The following is a 15347-nucleotide window of genomic DNA, read 5'->3' on the forward strand; positions in this document are numbered from 1 at the left end:
GTTAATCCAAACGGAGTTTGGAAATACAGAAAGGAAACCAACAGCCTAAATCTGGTGTGGGCGAAGCGCCACGACGTTAATAAAACGGAGTTTGGAAATATTTAAAAAAATAAATCAGGTGTGAACGAAGCGCCACAATGTTAATCCAAACGGAGTTTGGAAATAAAGGATGTAGGTCTAAATCCGATGTAAATTAAACCAACACTTGTTTAAGCACTCTTTGCCAGTTACCACCTAAAAAGCGGTCTCTATCGCTCGACTTATAACGTGCTTTGGCCAGTGCATCGTCAATGCGACTCATTCTGTCGATATGGTTAAATTCTGGGATCACCACATGCTCTGGGGTATGGTCAAAGCCTAATACATTTTTATCAGCAAGACTTTGCCACCAACCCAGGTATTGTTTTACCCCTTCGGCGTTATTGTTATTTAACGCCAGTAAGTTTTCTTGGCCCCGCAGTGGGAAATCATTGGCAATGGCTACTGCATCCATGCCGCCCAGTCTAGCGACTCTATCAAGTTGACGAATATAATCATCAATACTCGGCACAGGCTTATTGGTGAGCCAAAAGCTCATCATGAAAATACCAAACACACCGCCAGTGTCGGCAATAGCGCGGATCACTTCATCGGGTGAGCAGCGAGCATTATTGACGATGGAGCGCACAGCGCCATGGCTTTGCACTATGGGTTTAGTGGAGACTTTAGCGGTATCCAGTGCGGTTTGCGGACTTGAGTGACTGACATCGATAAGAATATTGTGACGATTAAGCTCGGCGATTAATGCCTTACCATCAGCGGTCAGTGGCTTATTGAGGCTTTGAAAGCCATCATTGTCTAATGCGCCACCGGCAAAGCGGTTGCCGTAGTGGTGGGTTAATTGCAGCACCCGTAAACCATGTTGGTGAAATTGGTCTAGTTGTGGCCAAGGTTTATCGCCAATGTTAGTGATATCGGCATCGGCTTCAACACAGTCAGCGCCTTGGATTTGAAAGTACACCGCGGTGCGCTGCTCATTTCGGGCTTTGGCAATGTCGTTGCCTGTTAGCCCTTGTAATAAAACTGAAGGGTTATCATCGACCACTTTTTTAGCTTGTTTTATACTTTCAATACAGGCTTGGTAGGTGCGTTTGTAATTGGTGGTGCCATCGGGCTGTGTAATAGTTTCGATAGCGGAGATATCACAGATGTAAGCATCAAGTTTTGATTCGCGAACATCTGCTAGGTTTTCGGGCAGAAATGATAAACCATCAATATAGAGGCGCTTTTTGGAGGCGGCAAACACAGAAGTGCTATACAGCGGGCAAAGTAAGCTGGTTGCAGCGATCCCTTTAAGTAGGGTTCTTCTGTTTTGGTTACAAGCGCTTTCAGACATTGTTATTCCTTTTAACGCTCGTAATCATTATTGATTAGTTTGCGGCGTATTGCTTAATAGCATTGGCGAGTGCGGTAAGCCCATTGGTACGAGAGGGGCTTAATTGGCCGCTAAGTCCTAATTGTTCAAAATACTCAGTTAAGTCAAATGCACTAATGGCGGCACTGGTTTTTGTATGAGTTGCATATAACAGTATAGCAATTAGACCCTTAACTATACGTGAATCACTGTCGGCACAAAAAAAATGTTTGCCATCAATCGCTTTATGGTAAAGCCACGCTTGGCTTTCGCAGCCTTTTACTTGGGCTGACTCTAGCTTAAAGGCATCATCAAGTGTCGGTAGGGCTTTACCAACCAGCATGATTTGACGGTATTTATCTTGCCAGTTGCTTGCTGACTCAATCGCGCTGACGGCTTGTGCGACCTTATTATCTAGCGGTTTAAAACAGTGCTCTTGGGGTTGTGGTAATTGGTTAGTCATTTTCTCAATTTACTATCAGGTGGTGGAGAGTATTTGCAGCTATAAAGCTAAGGTTAAAAAGCCTGGCTAAAACATCAGGCTATAACATAAGGCTATAACTTAAGGCTATAACAGTAGATCTTTAACATTACCCAGCGCCGCGATAAACAGGTCAATGTCTTGCTTATTAGTATAGAGGCCAATGGATGCTCGGCAACAACCTTTAATGTTTAACTGCTGCATTAATGGCATGGCGCAGTGGTGGCCACAACGAACGGCTATGCCTTGTTGATCAAGTAGTATCCCAACATCTTGATGATGCTCTTGTGCCAAGTTAAACGCAACCACGCCAATATTATGCGGCGTTGCACCAATAAGGGTTATATCGCCTAAGTTTCTGAGTTCATTTTGCAAATAGTTCAGTAAGCTTTGCTCATGGGCCAGTAACTCAGCTTTTGGCAGTTCATTGATAAAACTAATTGCTGCGCCTAAACCGATAACCGCTGAAATCGCTGGGGTGCCCGCTTCTAATTTATTGGGCAGTTCCCCAAAGGTGGTAGCTTCAAAACTCACCGACTTTATCATTTCGCCGCCTGTTAGCAGCGGTTCAAGCTTATCGAGCTCGGCATAACGGCCGTATAAGATCCCAACGCCAGTGGGGCCATACATTTTATGGCCTGAAAACACATAAAAGTCGCAGTTAATTTGTTGTACATCGACATCGATATGGGCGATGGCCTGAGCGCCATCAACAAGAGTGAGTGCACCTACTTGCTGGGCAAACTCAACTAATTGGCTGACATCATTTACCGACCCCAGCGCATTGGTCACATGGCTTATGGCCACAAGCTTAGGTTTTAAACTAAGCAGTGCTGAATAGGCATTGATATCAATGGATAAATGCTCATTCAGTGGAATGGGTTTAACCACAGCGCCGGTATTTTTGGCCAATTGTTGCCATGGTACTAAGTTGGCGTGATGGGCGGCGCTATCAACTAAAATAATATCATTAGCTTTAAGCTGTTTGCTTAAGCCTGCAGCGACCATGTTGATCGATTCAGTGGTGCCGTGAGTGAAAATAACTTCTTCAGTTTGGCTAGCATTAATAAATTGCTTAACTTGATGACGAACGTGTTCATAGTTGGCTGTGGCTCTGGCTGATAACTGATGGGCGGCGCGATGCACATTAGCGTTATCATGCTGATAATACTGAGTCATTGCCTCAATGACACTAACAGGCTTTTGGCTGGTGGCTGCCGTATCTAAATAACACAATGGATTATCATCTAGCTGTTGATCCAATATTGGAAACTGAGATCGAATAGCTTGGTGATCAAAGGCATTATTAATTAAAACGGTATCCACAGGCACTGTCATTGAAAGCTCGTTAAGTTAATGATGAATCGCTGAAGTTATCGCTTCAGCATAAGAAAAGCGCTACGATCTTCATAGATTGTAGCGCTTATTGCAAGCATCAATATGCTGATTGGCAAAAGGTCTTATTAACCCCTGTTATCCACACTTGTTATGGGCAAGGCAAGCGATAAAGGTTAGACAGCTCGTTGATGCGGCCAATAAGCTCTGCGGACAAACTAACATCAAGGCTATCGATATTTTCTTTTAACTGTTCAAGATTGGTAGCGCCAATAATGTTTGAAGCGACAAAGCGTCTTGAATTAACAAAGGCTAAGGCCATTTGGGTTGGCGACAAACCAAACTCACGGGCTAAATCCACATAAGCTTGAGTAGCTTCAATTGCCATTGCTGTGCTGTTATAGCGGGCAAAGCGCTTAAATAACGTTAATCTGGCGTTTTCAGGCCACTGATTATTTTCATATTTACCTGTTAATGCGCCAAAAGCTAAAGGCGAGTAGGCCAGCAAAGGCAATTCTTCACGGTGGCTGATTTCAGACATGCCCACCTCAAAGCTGCGATTAAGCAAACTATAAGGATTTTGCACACTGACGATGCGGGGTAAGCCATGCTTTTCAGCTAATCGAAGGTATTGCATTAAGCCCCAAGGGGTTTCATTGGACACGCCGATATAGCGCACTTTTCCTTGGCGGATGACTTCAGCTAATGCTTCTAAGGTTTCTAAAATAGGGGTTTGATGTTCATCATCCAGTTGGTCGTAAAGTAGCTCACCGAAGTAATTACAGTGTCTATCAGGCCAGTGCAGCTGATATAAATCAATGGTATCGACTTGTAGTCGCTCTAGTGATGCATCAACCGCTTGGTGGATGTTGACCCAATCTAAGGCCATGTTTGGTCTAACAAAATCACTTTTAGGGCCTGCAGCTGACACTTTTGATGCAATGACTAAATTATCGCGATTACCTCTTTGTTTAAGGTAGTGACCAATAATGCGCTCAGTTTCACCTTGGGTGTCAGCACTGGGTGGCACAGGATACATTTCAGCGGTATCAATAAAGTTAATTCCACGACCAATGGCGTAATCCATTTGTGCAAAAGCTTGGGCTTGGGTATTTTGTTCGCCCCATGTCATGGTACCAAGACAAATCTTGCTAACATCAAGGCTAGAATGCGCTATGCGTTGATATTCCATTTAATTCTCCTATGGAAACGAGTTACTTCGAAGTTAGCAATCTTTATCCATAAAACAAAGTAACTTATTCCTATGGGCAAACTAATTGTTGAAAAATTCAGCATTCATAAAAGGCGCCATCGCTAAAATAATCGCTTGGGTGTAAATGCTTTCGCGGGTTGCTAAGCCGTGAGTGAGTAATCCAATTGCGCCGCCTTTTTGCTTAATGTTGTGGGTATTAAAGAGTTTATCCATTACATGGCCCAGCTCTTCACCTTGCTCTAGTGCTTGGTAAACTTGAGTGGGTAATGGCAGTAGCGCGCTGCGACCAACTGATAGTTGTTGCTTATGAATGATGGCCATATAAGCAAATGTCGCAGGGCCATGGTCAAAATTATCAACACCGCCTTCCATCGCGATAAAAAAGTCAGCCTCTTGGGCATTTGATTGGTATTGCGACTGGCAAAACTGGGCGCGATTAATGGCCCCTAATTTGGTTTCTGCATCTGTCATGGGTTGATCGGCCACTAACGAGGGGGCATGCATGCCGCTGCAATTGATTTTACGATCAGGAAAATACTGACTGATGGCCACTTTGGCGGCATTGATTTTTACGGGGTTATTTGAGCCGACAATAATCGTTAATGGTGCTTGAGGCATAAATTAGTATCCAAGTTTTACTGAACAGTTGGTGATTTTGCTACGTCATACGCTAAACTGGTGCGCATTGAGTATCTTAAGCGATTTTATAGAGAAGTCATTATGGCGAAGAAGTTTTATGTGGTTTGGGCAGGGCGTGAGACCGGCATTTTTACCAGTTGGGATTATACCAAGAAGCAGGTGGATAAATTTCCCCAAGCAAAATACAAATCTTTCCCGACTGAAGCAGAGGCTAAAGCGGCATTTGGCGCATCGGCAAGTAAAAGTATAGATAAAGCGGCTTTTAGCGCGAAAAGTAAAGCTAGCACTGCGGCTAAAACAACATCGACCAGCAAAGCTAAGATTGATTTATCCACTCATGAGGTGATGATATTCACTGATGGCGGCTGTGAGCCCAACCCTGGTAAAGCGGGCTCAGGCATGGCGATTTACCGTAATGGCGCAGTCGCTGAGTTGTGGTTTGGTTTATATAATCCCAATGGCACCAATAATAGCGCCGAATTGAATGCGCTTTATCAAGCGATATTAGTGGCACAAAAGGCCATTAAGGCTAATCAAACGGTTAAAATACTCAGTGACTCCCAATATTCGATTAATTGCATCACTAATTGGGCTTATGGCTGGAAGTCAAAAGGCTGGAAACGCAAGACTGCCGGTGATATCGCCAATCTTGAAGTCATTAAGCAGGCTCATGAACTTTATGATGCCATTAAAGATGATATGGAGATTGAACACGTTGCCGCTCATGTGGGGATTGAAGGCAATGAATTGGCCGACCGTATGTCGATTTATGCCATTGATCAAAAACTGACTGGGTTTGTCAAATATGACAAGGCGCTGGATGTCGCCGCCATATTAAGTTTAAGAACGGGCTAGCGATATTGTTATATCGTATATAACTTCAGTTGAGTCGAATTTACCGCTGTAAAAATGTAAATTCGACGCTTTTCTGGGTGAATATTAACTTTGCTTTTAGCTTACTTATCTATTTCCAGCTAACTTTCTTTTTCAAGCTAATCTTCTATTTCAAGCTAACCTTCTCGTTTCCCTTTCGACAGTGATAAGGCTATTTTATCATCGAAAAACCTTGAGTTACTTGATTGAAATAGTCAAGTATTCACTAGGTTATTAGTGTTTAAACCCCTTTGGCTTGTGACTTTGCAGTACATTCGCAGTTGATCATTTGTATCTAATGTTGGCAATTAAATTAATTGTTGTTAATGAAGCTGTATTAGTAACCAAGTTAATATTTGATCATGCGCACATTGCGCCTCTCTTATTGCTGTGTGGGATCAAAAAAATGAACTAGGTCACTATTCTCAAATAAGAACACTGTATTCTCCGCGCCAAATTAGTTACCTCAAAGGTTATTCCATGCAAAGAGATTCAATCAGTGCGCAGGATGTTGCTGTAGCAACTCAAGGTGAGCAAACTCAAGTTAAAGGCTGGAGTCGTCAAGATACCACTTGGATGTTAAGTCTATTTGGCACCGCTGTTGGCGCCGGTATTTTGTTTTTACCTATTAACGCGGGTATGGGCGGTTTTTGGCCTTTAGTCATGATGGCCGTTATTATTGGACCTATGACTTACCTTGCTCATCGCGGTTTATCTCGCTTTGTGTGCTCTTCTAAGAATCCGGGTAGTGATATTACTCAAGTGGTAGAAGAGCACTTTGGCGTTAATGCGGGTAAAGCGATCACGCTGTTATACTTCTTTGCTATTTTTCCTATTGTGCTTATCTATGGTGTTGGTATTACTAACACAGTTGATAGCTTTATTGTTCACCAGCTTGGCTTTGCCTCACCGCCACGTTTTTTATTATCGGCATTACTTATTATTGGCATGATGTCAGTGATGGTTGCGGGTGAAAAATTCATGCTGAAAGTGACACAATTTTTAGTCTACCCACTGGTTGCGATTTTGGCATTTATGTCATTTTACTTAATTCCTGACTGGAAAATGGATGCTTTGCAAGTGGTGCCATCGGCAGGTGAGTTTTTTGGTACTGTTTGGTTAACTATTCCAGTATTGATCTTTGCTTTTAACCATTCTCCTGCAATTTCACAATTCTCTGTGTCACTTAAGCGTGAGCATGGCAACAATGCAGCTAAAAAAGCAGATGTGATTTTACGTAACACCTCAATGATGCTTGTGGGCTTCGTGATGCTGTTCGTGTTCTCTTGTGTTTTATCATTAAGCCCAGCGCAACTTGCTGAAGCAAAGAGTGAAAACTTAGCTATTTTGTCTTACTTAGCCAATGTTCACTCAAGTGGTTTTGTGAGCTACTTTGGCCCTATTATTGCGTTTATTGCGATTATTTCTTCTTTCTTTGGCCACTACTTAGGGGCGACTGAAGGTTTAAAAGGCATGATCACTAAGCAATTACGTAGCAGTAATAAAGAAGTATCAGAGGCTAAGCTAAATAAATTCATTTTGGCTTTCATGTTCTTCAGCATCTGGATTGTTGCGGTTATTAACCCAAGCATTTTAGGCATGATTGAAGCGTTGGGCGGTCCGATTATTGCTGCAATCCTTTATCTAATGCCTATGTATGCTGTCCATAAAGTACCTGCGCTAAAAGCTTACCGTGGCCGCATTAGTAATGTGTTTGTGGTTATTGCTGGTTTACTGGCTATGACAGCGATTCTATTTGGCTTAATGAGCTAAATTAATTCAAGTTTTGCTGTAGTAGAGGAGTATCTTTGATGCTCCTCTTTTCTGTTTTATCTTTGCTGTTTTAGTGTGTTGTTTTGGTCCAAGTGAATTAAGTTAACTCAACTGATTAACTACAATCGATGTTGATTTGACATGATAGCCAAAACCGCGCGCTTAGATACAAAAGTGTTGAGGTACATCTATGTTTAGTGCATTTGAAATCTTTAAGATTGGTATTGGGCCATCAAGCTCGCATACCGTAGGCCCAATGAAAGCGGCTAATCGGTTTGTTGATGATTTAATTGAACAAGGACAGCTAACACAAATTACTAAATTTACCGTGGATGTTTATGGTTCTCTTTCACTAACGGGAAAGGGTCATCATACTGATATCGCTATTATTATGGGTTTAGCCGGTAATGAGCCTGAAACTGTGGATATTGAAGCTATTGAACATTTCATTGCTCAAGTGGCTAAAACCGAAGAAATTATCATTGGTGATGCGATTCATCATGTGGCGTTCCCTACTGATGCATTAGTGTTTCATCCTGAAACGCTGCCATTACATGAAAATGCGATGAAGTTGCATGCTTGGATTGGTGATGAGCGTGTTTACTCAAATACCTACTATTCAATCGGTGGTGGCTTTATTGTTGATGAAGCTGAGTTTAATCAAACACACTCTAATGGGGTAAAAGTACCTTATCACTTTAATTTTGCTGATGAACTCATGGCGCACTGCAAAGAGTCAGGTTTAAGCGTCAGCGGTTTGATGAAGCAAAATGAGCTGTGTTTTCGCACTGAAGAAGAGATGTACACTGGCTTTAGTTTAGTATGGAAAACCATGCAAAACGCCATTGAAAAGGGCTGTCATACTGAAGGGGTGTTAGCGGGGCCGCTAAAAGTGTCACGTCGAGCGCCAGCGTTACATCGTGAGTTATTACGCTGTGAGCGTTTAAGTAATGATCCAATGGAAATAATTGATTGGGTTAACTTATTTGCCTTAGCTGTGAGCGAAGAAAATGCTGCTGGTGGCCGCGTGGTGACGTCACCAACCAATGGCGCTGCTGGGATTATTCCTGCGGTATTAGCTTACTATAATAAGTTTATTCAAAAGGTTGGCCCTAAAGAATGCAGTCGTTATTTTTTAGCAGCAGCGGCAGTCGGCTCGCTTTATAAACGTAATGCGTCAATCTCTGGTGCTGAAGTGGGCTGTCAGGGTGAAGTGGGTGTGGCGTGTTCTATGGCGGCGGCGGGCTTAGCTGAGTTAATGGGCGGCTCACCTTCACAAGTGTGTATGGCGGCTGAAATTGGCATGGAGCATAACCTTGGCTTAACTTGCGATCCAGTCGCAGGTCAAGTGCAGGTGCCTTGTATTGAGCGTAATGCCATAGCATCGGTTAAAGCGATTAATGCCTCACGTATGGCGCTTCGTCGTAATTCAGAGCCTAGAGTAAGCTTAGATAAAGTGATCGCGACTATGTATGAGACTGGCAAAGACATGCACTCTAAATACCGTGAAACCAGTCAGGGTGGCTTAGCCATTAAAGTGACTAACCTTTGTGCTTGATTTTTAGCTTGAGATAACAGCTTGAACTCAATAAAAAGGCTTTCATTTGAAAGCCTTTTTTATTGAGATTTTTTGATAGTTGACGCTGATTAGTGAGCTTCTGGAAGCTGTTCAAACATCAAATAATGGCTTTGCTCCATGCCGAGTGCCTTATAGGTTTGCTGAGCGGCATGATTATCATGCTCTACATATAATCTGAAACTGGCCGCGCCGCCCATGTCCTCAGCCATTGCTTTAACTTGCTGATAAAGTTTGCCATATATTCCTTGGCGGCGGTTTTGCGGGCGTATATACACACTTTGGATCCAGCAATAGTTAGTTGCGCACCAATCACTCCATTCAAGGGTGACCATTAATGAACCCACGATGTCACCATCTATCTCAGCCACTAAATAAAAGCCTTTTTCTGGGCTGCTTAGCATAGTGCTCACCCCTTTAGTGAGCTGTTCATTATCCAAGTGAAGCTGCTCAGTTTCCATTGCCATGGCTTGGTTAAATTCAACTAATGCTGATAAATCTGATAGTTGGCCTTTTCTTATTTTCATTGTGGCTCCTTGATATAAAAATAGTGCTAATTTTTATTCGACTAAAGTCTAAGCTGCTATGCTTAATAATTATACTTGTTTTGTTTTTGGGGGCAGTTATGGCAAAGCCACATGCTCAATGTCAATCAGGATTAAATTCTACGGTTCAGGCTAATAAAGCTGTCAGCTCATCGATTTACCGACGCTATCAATTTAGGGTTAGGCGATATTTTAGCCACCCTAATAGGATTCACTTAGCTCATGCTACTACAGTCAGATCGCTTACACAGCCTTCGATTAATCATTTGTTGCATTTTTTGCTCACCATAGTCACCTTTGGCTGTTGGGGCATGGTCTGGTGGTGGTTAATCTTAAAATCACGTGGCGAGGGCAATAATTTTCTCGCGGGATTTGATGATGATTACTGGAGTTACTTAATTGAAAGGGAGCGACCTCCGGCAGCACTTTATACTCTAAAGATCGGTACTGATGAGGCTGAAACTGTTTTTGAAGCTTAATGCGCTTAAACCCTGTAATTTATAGTGTATAGACCTTATAAGGTGACCTAGATCATCTAATGTAGTTGAGGTGTCATGCTAGTATGCGTCGCCGATTTTTATCGTGATATATGCCACCTTTAGCGGTGCATTCGTTAGTCATATCATAAGCAGCGTACTTAATTACTCAACTATCAATTTTACAGGGTTTAAATCATGTCAAAACATGCTCCTTCACTTCTTGGTCGGGCCTGGTCTCGCTGGATGTCAGTTCCTTTGTGGTTACAAATCCTCATAGGTATGGTGCTAGGTATTATTACTGGGGTAAGCCTAGGTGAAGATGCCAACTATTTAAAACCCATTGGTACTTTGTTTGTAAATACCATCAAAATGTTAATTATTCCTTTGGTATTTTGCTCGCTCATTGTTGGTGTGACCTCGATGCAGGATACGGCGAAAATGGGCCGAATTGGCTTTAAGTCTTTTGCCTTTTATTTAGGTACCACTTCGATTGCTATCAGTATTGGCCTGCTTGTCGGTTATATCATGCAGCCTGGTGCAGGTCTTGGTCTTAAAGGGGCTGCAGCTGCAGCCGATGTAAAGCAAGCGCCAAACTTAATGGATACCTTGATTAATATTGTGCCGACTAACCCTGTCGCGGCACTAGCCAGTGGTCAAATTCTGCAGGTAATTGTATTTGCTGTGGCATTAGGTATTTCACTGGTGTTAATCGGCGAGCGTGGCAAGCCTGCGATTAAGCTATTTGAAAGCTTAGCAGAAGCCATGTACAAGCTGACTGACATGGTGATGAAGTTAGCACCTTATGGCGTGTTTGGCTTGATGGCTTGGGTTGCAGGTGAGTATGGCTTAGAGATGTTGTTGCCGCTAATTAAAGTCATTGTAGCGGTTTATTTGGGGTGTGCATTACATATTCTTGGTTTTTACAGCTTAGTATTAACTGTGTTTGGCAAACTCAATCCGCTGCAGTTTTTTAAAGGCATTGCTAATGCGATGGCGGTGGCATTTACCACTTCAAGTTCAGCAGGAACCCTGCCTGCGAGCATGAAGTGTGCCAGTGAAAACTTAGGTGTGAATAAAAAGATTTCAAGCTTTGTATTGCCACTGGGAACCACCATTAATATGGATGGCACAGCGCTTTATCAGGGCGTGACTGCGTTATTTGTTGCTCAGGCATTTGGGGTGGATTTAACTTGGGTTGAATACATAACGATTATTCTTACCGCGACTTTAGCCTCAATTGGCACTGCGGGTGTGCCTGGCGCTGGTTTAGTGATGTTGACCTTGGTGTTAACAACGGTAGGCTTACCACTTGAAGGTGTGGCAATTATTGCCGGTATCGACCGAATATTAGATATGGCGCGAACAGTGGTTAACGTTTCAGGAGACTTAGTGGCAACGACTATGATTGCTCGCTCTGAAGATGAACTTGATGTTGAGCATTATAATGCGGATATGGAGCAGTCTGCGATGATTGTGCAGCAGGCAGAAACTGAATTACAACAAACTGAGTCACAGGTAAAAATACCTAGCTAGCATCATGCTGTGAGCGATTGATACAAAAAGAGTGAAGCCATGGCTTCACTCTTTTTTTGTTTAATCGCAAGCTAATCTTGTTTAGCCAATACCAATAAGGTGGCGCCATCTTGAGATTTTAGTAATAGCTTACCCGATTTCGCTTGTTTGATATTGGTGACTAACGTCATTGCTTTCATAATACTTTGCTCTTGCTGCATCAATACTTCAACACAGGCCATTCTGGTAGTGCCTGCAGGCGTTAAGCTTAGCTTATCTTGTTGCTGGCTATAATCACCAAAGAAGCGGTTACAGCTGTTGTTGCCAGATAATTTACCTTCTTCAGCAAAGGTAATTTGTGCAGGGCTATTATCAATCACAGGATTTGATAGCGCGGTTTCAATATGCCAACTGCCAAGTAGATTGACTTGTTCAACTGGAGGCGGCGCACTTTGACAAGCACTGAGTCCAAAAATAATACAACACGCGCCGAGGAGAGGTTTGAACATGAGAGGCATTTCCAAATAGGGTCGTTAATAGCCATAGTATATACTGAGTCACATTGATTTTTTTCATCTTGAATAATAATTAATGATAATTTACTGATTTTATTACCGCCTTATTTAATCAATAAATGTTAAATCAGCCGAATCTGCCCGATAAGGCGATACAATAAGGCTATTAGCCAAAAAGAGTGAGTTTAATGAGTAACATTTTTAAAATTTTGCATGCCGTTGGATTGATTTTTGTCGCCGTCGGCGCTGGTTTGTATTTATTCACTGAAGTGGCTAGTCAAGTCTCTGGCATGTTAGTCGTGGCGTGTTTAATTGGGCTTGGGTTTGTCATCATGGCGCCTTATCCGGTAGCCCTGGTTTTTAGTTGGGCGCAAAAACAAGCCGTAAACTCAACTGATGATGAGCAAGATAAATGAAAGTTAGTTATCGATTAGCCCAACGAGATGATGCCGCTGAAATTGCTCAGCTTGAGCTAACTCATATGCATGATGAGCTAGGGGCAAATGGACAAGGGATGGCAGGGCAACACTTTTCGGAGCCGCAAATTACCAGCTTAATTAATCAAGGCTGGATAATGCTGGCTTGCTGCGATAGCAAGATTATTGGTTATGTTATTGCTGGCCCTTGGTCCCTATTTAAATCTTGGTCTATCTATCAAGCGATATTAAAGCGCTTACCCAGTATCGAAATGGGTTATAGCCGTTTATCTGAGAGTAACAGTTGCCAATATGGTCCTATTTGGATCCATAGTAATCATCGCGGCCAAGGTATTTTTGAACAACTGGTTAGTCAGTTAGCAAGGCATGTAGGCAAAAAGCTACCTTATATGGTCACCTTCATTGCTGAAGATAATGCATTATCTTTTGCCGCACATACCCGTAAGGCATCGATGGAAGTGGTCGATTATTTTGGCTTTCAGCAGCGTGATTATTATTTACTGGTGTTAGCTAATTAGTATCGTACTCTCATCGAAAAAGACATCAAGATGAGGTTTAAGAGGTCACTATGGAACAAAATACAACTCAGCTGTTTAATGAGTTATTTGCATCTTATTTGTCGTTAAGACTATCAGCATTCGAGAATTTAAAAATTGTAGTGGGTGTGCTTGCGGTTAATGATTTGGATTGTGAAGCATTTGAGCTTAATAAGCAGCCGACAACCAGCGGGAATGCTCAGTCAATATATGCAGTAAAATGGCAAGACCAATGGATTTTATGCGGGCGTTCAAATGGTTATCAAGAGCAAATTGTGCTGAGTACTGACAATCACCTACTTGATACTGACAATGGTCGAGTGATGAATGTACCAGTTTTATCATTACAGCAGATTTCCTTTATGTGTGTCGAAACTGCGCATTTTGATCACTGTTAACGAAACGATTATTAACGCGAAGTTTTTAACAAGCGGTTGCTTTTAAACTATTTTCTAGAAGAAAGTTGAGTCTGCAGCTGCATTAGCACCAATGGTTTTTGTGGTGAATGATGTTTTAGATAAAGTTGTTGAATATCATTTGTCGCCAGTTTTACCTCATTGAAGCCATGCTCTTGATAAAGTTGGGTTAAATGGGGTAAGGAAAATACAAAACATTGCTCGCATTTTAGTTTTTCAGCAATGAATGCTAGCAATGTATGGGCAAGTCCACCGCCTCTATACTCACTAGCAACGACAAGGCCGGTTACCAACTGATATTGGCCAATGGGCTTTATTCTTACTACCGCAATAATACTATTGTCAGGATTATTGCGACTCTTTCCTTTAGCAATAGCGGCACTAGAAACTGTATTAACAGGTTCATTCATTTCTTTATCAATATTCGACTGCTGTAACTGAGTATCTTGAGCCATGATCACCGCTATATCTTCTTTCATTGTTGGCTTTGAATAAGGCATCTGTTGTTTGTAAAACTGTTTCAGCATTGACCAGCACTTTTGTTGCCCGGCTGTCATCGCTGGTGCTATTGACGTTTTGAATTGAGTGACATCATCAAATAACCATTGGGTTTTACGCATTAAATTTTTACCTATTGAGTATGTAGAGCGATAAAGTTCTGAAAGGTGAAAGCTCATTCTTTTGTTATTGGATGGCACAATTTTAATGTTTAATTGATGGCTTAGATAGAAAAGACTCGCTTCATTACTCCCTTGTTAGAATTGAGCAATTGTCATTCTGAACAGCGGTTTGATATCTTGCAAAGGAGTTTCATCTTTAACCGATCAAAATGTGTTGGGTTAACATATTTTTAAAACCTATACAGCGTACATACCTGACATAGTACTGTTAAAGTTGAATGTGATTTACCCTATTAAGAATATTTGCGAGAGCCTAATGTTATTGTCGCCACAACAGTTAAGTAAGCAACAAATATATAAGTTATTGATTGGTGGAGTAACGCCTAGACCCATCGCATGGGTTTCCACTATTTCTGTTGATGGGGTGGCCAATTTAGCACCTTTTTCGTTTTTTACTGTGGCCAGCGCTAACCCGCCAGTGCTGTGTTTCAACCCTATGGGCATGGATGATGGTCAGGAAAAGGATACGTTAACTAATATTCGCCAACAGGGTGAATTTGTCATCAATACAGTGAGCTATCCTGATTTAGCGGTGATGAATGAAACTTGCCATCATATTCCTGCGGATATAGATGAATTTGAGTATGCCAACATTGAAAAAGCCCCAGCATCTATAGTTAAGCCGAGTCTCGTTAAGCAAGCGCTAATTAGCTTTGAGTGCCAGCTTAATCAGATTATTGATTTGGGCAATGAACCGTTATCTGGCCATTTAATATTAGGTAATGTCGTCGCTATTCATGTTAAAGATGACATCATTGAGGATTTTAGAATCGATAGTGACAAATTAGATGCCATAGGAAGAATGGCCGGCAGTGATTACTGCTTAACCAGAGAGAAGGTTAAGCTTACTCGTAAGTAGTGACAGTTTATGTGCTCTGCAGAACTGTAGCGAAATAAAACTATAGCGAAATAGTCCAAGTTGAATCAATCAGCAAATTATAGAT

At 42.0% G+C, this 15347-nt stretch carries 17 protein-coding genes; 9 read left to right on the plus strand and 8 right to left on the minus strand.

Annotation, left to right across the window (positions count from 1 at the left end; translation table 11 throughout):
* Nucleotides 1-193: 193 nt before the first annotated feature.
* The 5 genes from AB4140_RS05715 to yjjX all read right to left on the minus strand — a co-directional run bounded on the left by AB4140_RS05715 (nt 194) and on the right by yjjX (nt 5040).
* A complete protein-coding gene (locus tag AB4140_RS05715) occupies nt 194-1375 on the minus strand; it encodes a membrane dipeptidase (RefSeq protein WP_303460700.1) in 1182 nt (393 codons plus the stop codon).
* A 34-nt stretch (nt 1376-1409) separates the two neighbouring features.
* Nucleotides 1410-1856, minus strand: a complete 447-nt coding sequence (locus AB4140_RS05720) for a SufE family protein (protein WP_102439723.1) — start codon at nt 1854-1856, stop codon at nt 1410-1412.
* A gap of 105 nt (nt 1857-1961) precedes the next feature.
* On the minus strand, nt 1962-3212 hold the full coding sequence (locus AB4140_RS05725; protein WP_372000099.1) for a cysteine desulfurase: 1251 nt from the start codon (nt 3210-3212) through the stop codon (nt 1962-1964).
* 148 nt (nt 3213-3360) lie between these two features.
* Nucleotides 3361-4401, minus strand: coding sequence for an NADP(H)-dependent aldo-keto reductase (locus AB4140_RS05730; protein WP_102439721.1), 1041 nt, complete (start codon nt 4399-4401; stop codon nt 3361-3363).
* Nucleotides 4402-4482: 81 nt separating this feature from the next.
* Nucleotides 4483-5040 (minus strand): inosine/xanthosine triphosphatase, encoded by a 558-nt coding sequence (gene yjjX / locus AB4140_RS05735; protein WP_102476923.1) that lies wholly within the window; start codon nt 5038-5040, stop codon nt 4483-4485.
* A 102-nt stretch (nt 5041-5142) separates the two neighbouring features.
* Between yjjX and AB4140_RS05740 the strand changes: the two genes are divergently transcribed.
* From AB4140_RS05740 to AB4140_RS05750, 3 genes are all read left to right on the plus strand, one after another.
* The gene (locus tag AB4140_RS05740) at nt 5143-5916 is read left to right on the plus strand and encodes a viroplasmin family protein (RefSeq protein WP_372000102.1); all 774 of its coding nucleotides are present in this window, start codon (nt 5143-5145) and stop codon (nt 5914-5916) included.
* Nucleotides 5917-6414: 498 nt separating this feature from the next.
* Entirely contained in the window at nt 6415-7707 is a 1293-nt protein-coding gene (locus tag AB4140_RS05745) for a serine/threonine transporter (RefSeq protein WP_102476924.1), read from the plus strand.
* Between the two features lie 190 nt (nt 7708-7897).
* Entirely contained in the window at nt 7898-9265 is a 1368-nt protein-coding gene (locus AB4140_RS05750) for an L-serine ammonia-lyase (protein WP_372000104.1), read from the plus strand.
* An 89-nt stretch (nt 9266-9354) separates the two neighbouring features.
* On the opposite strand, the gene AB4140_RS05755 is transcribed toward AB4140_RS05750, so the two are convergent.
* Nucleotides 9355-9810 carry an N-acetyltransferase family protein gene (locus AB4140_RS05755; RefSeq protein ID WP_372000106.1) on the minus strand — a complete coding sequence of 152 codons (456 nt, stop codon included), beginning with the start codon at nt 9808-9810 and terminating at the stop codon, nt 9355-9357.
* Between the two features lie 98 nt (nt 9811-9908).
* Here AB4140_RS05755 and AB4140_RS05760 point away from each other — a divergent pair, with 98 nt between their 5' ends.
* Nucleotides 9909-10307: a hypothetical protein gene (locus tag AB4140_RS05760; RefSeq protein ID WP_372000108.1), complete on the plus strand. Its 399-nt coding sequence runs from the start codon at nt 9909-9911 to the stop codon at nt 10305-10307.
* Between the two features lie 195 nt (nt 10308-10502).
* Nucleotides 10503-11840, plus strand: a complete 1338-nt coding sequence (locus AB4140_RS05765) for a dicarboxylate/amino acid:cation symporter (RefSeq protein WP_372000110.1) — start codon at nt 10503-10505, stop codon at nt 11838-11840.
* Nucleotides 11841-11911: 71 nt separating this feature from the next.
* On the opposite strand, the gene AB4140_RS05770 is transcribed toward AB4140_RS05765, so the two are convergent.
* Nucleotides 11912-12328 carry an META domain-containing protein gene (locus AB4140_RS05770; protein WP_102439713.1) on the minus strand — a complete coding sequence of 139 codons (417 nt, stop codon included), beginning with the start codon at nt 12326-12328 and terminating at the stop codon, nt 11912-11914.
* A 194-nt stretch (nt 12329-12522) separates the two neighbouring features.
* Here AB4140_RS05770 and AB4140_RS05775 point away from each other — a divergent pair, with 194 nt between their 5' ends.
* The 3 genes from AB4140_RS05775 to AB4140_RS05785 are packed head-to-tail and all read left to right on the plus strand — an operon-like array spanning nt 12523 to nt 13705.
* Nucleotides 12523-12750, plus strand: coding sequence for a hypothetical protein (locus tag AB4140_RS05775; RefSeq protein WP_102439712.1), 228 nt, complete (start codon nt 12523-12525; stop codon nt 12748-12750).
* Nucleotides 12747-13289 (plus strand): GNAT family N-acetyltransferase, encoded by a 543-nt coding sequence (locus AB4140_RS05780; RefSeq protein ID WP_102439711.1) that lies wholly within the window; start codon nt 12747-12749, stop codon nt 13287-13289. Before AB4140_RS05775 ends, AB4140_RS05780 begins: the two co-directional genes overlap by 4 nt.
* A 50-nt stretch (nt 13290-13339) precedes the next feature.
* Nucleotides 13340-13705, plus strand: coding sequence for a hypothetical protein (locus AB4140_RS05785; RefSeq protein ID WP_372000112.1), 366 nt, complete (start codon nt 13340-13342; stop codon nt 13703-13705).
* 47 nt (nt 13706-13752) lie between these two features.
* Here the strand turns inward: AB4140_RS05785 and AB4140_RS05790 are convergent, their stop codons facing one another.
* Complete coding sequence (locus AB4140_RS05790; RefSeq protein WP_157936101.1) at nt 13753-14343, minus strand: GNAT family N-acetyltransferase; 591 nt, start codon at nt 14341-14343, stop codon at nt 13753-13755.
* A 316-nt stretch (nt 14344-14659) separates the two neighbouring features.
* Between AB4140_RS05790 and AB4140_RS05795 the strand changes: the two genes are divergently transcribed.
* Nucleotides 14660-15262, plus strand: coding sequence for a flavin reductase family protein (locus AB4140_RS05795; RefSeq protein WP_102439708.1), 603 nt, complete (start codon nt 14660-14662; stop codon nt 15260-15262).
* Nucleotides 15263-15347 lie beyond the last annotated feature (85 nt).

This window comes from Shewanella sp. 10N.286.51.B2 (assembly GCF_041469265.1).
Classification (GTDB): domain Bacteria; phylum Pseudomonadota; class Gammaproteobacteria; order Enterobacterales; family Shewanellaceae; genus Shewanella.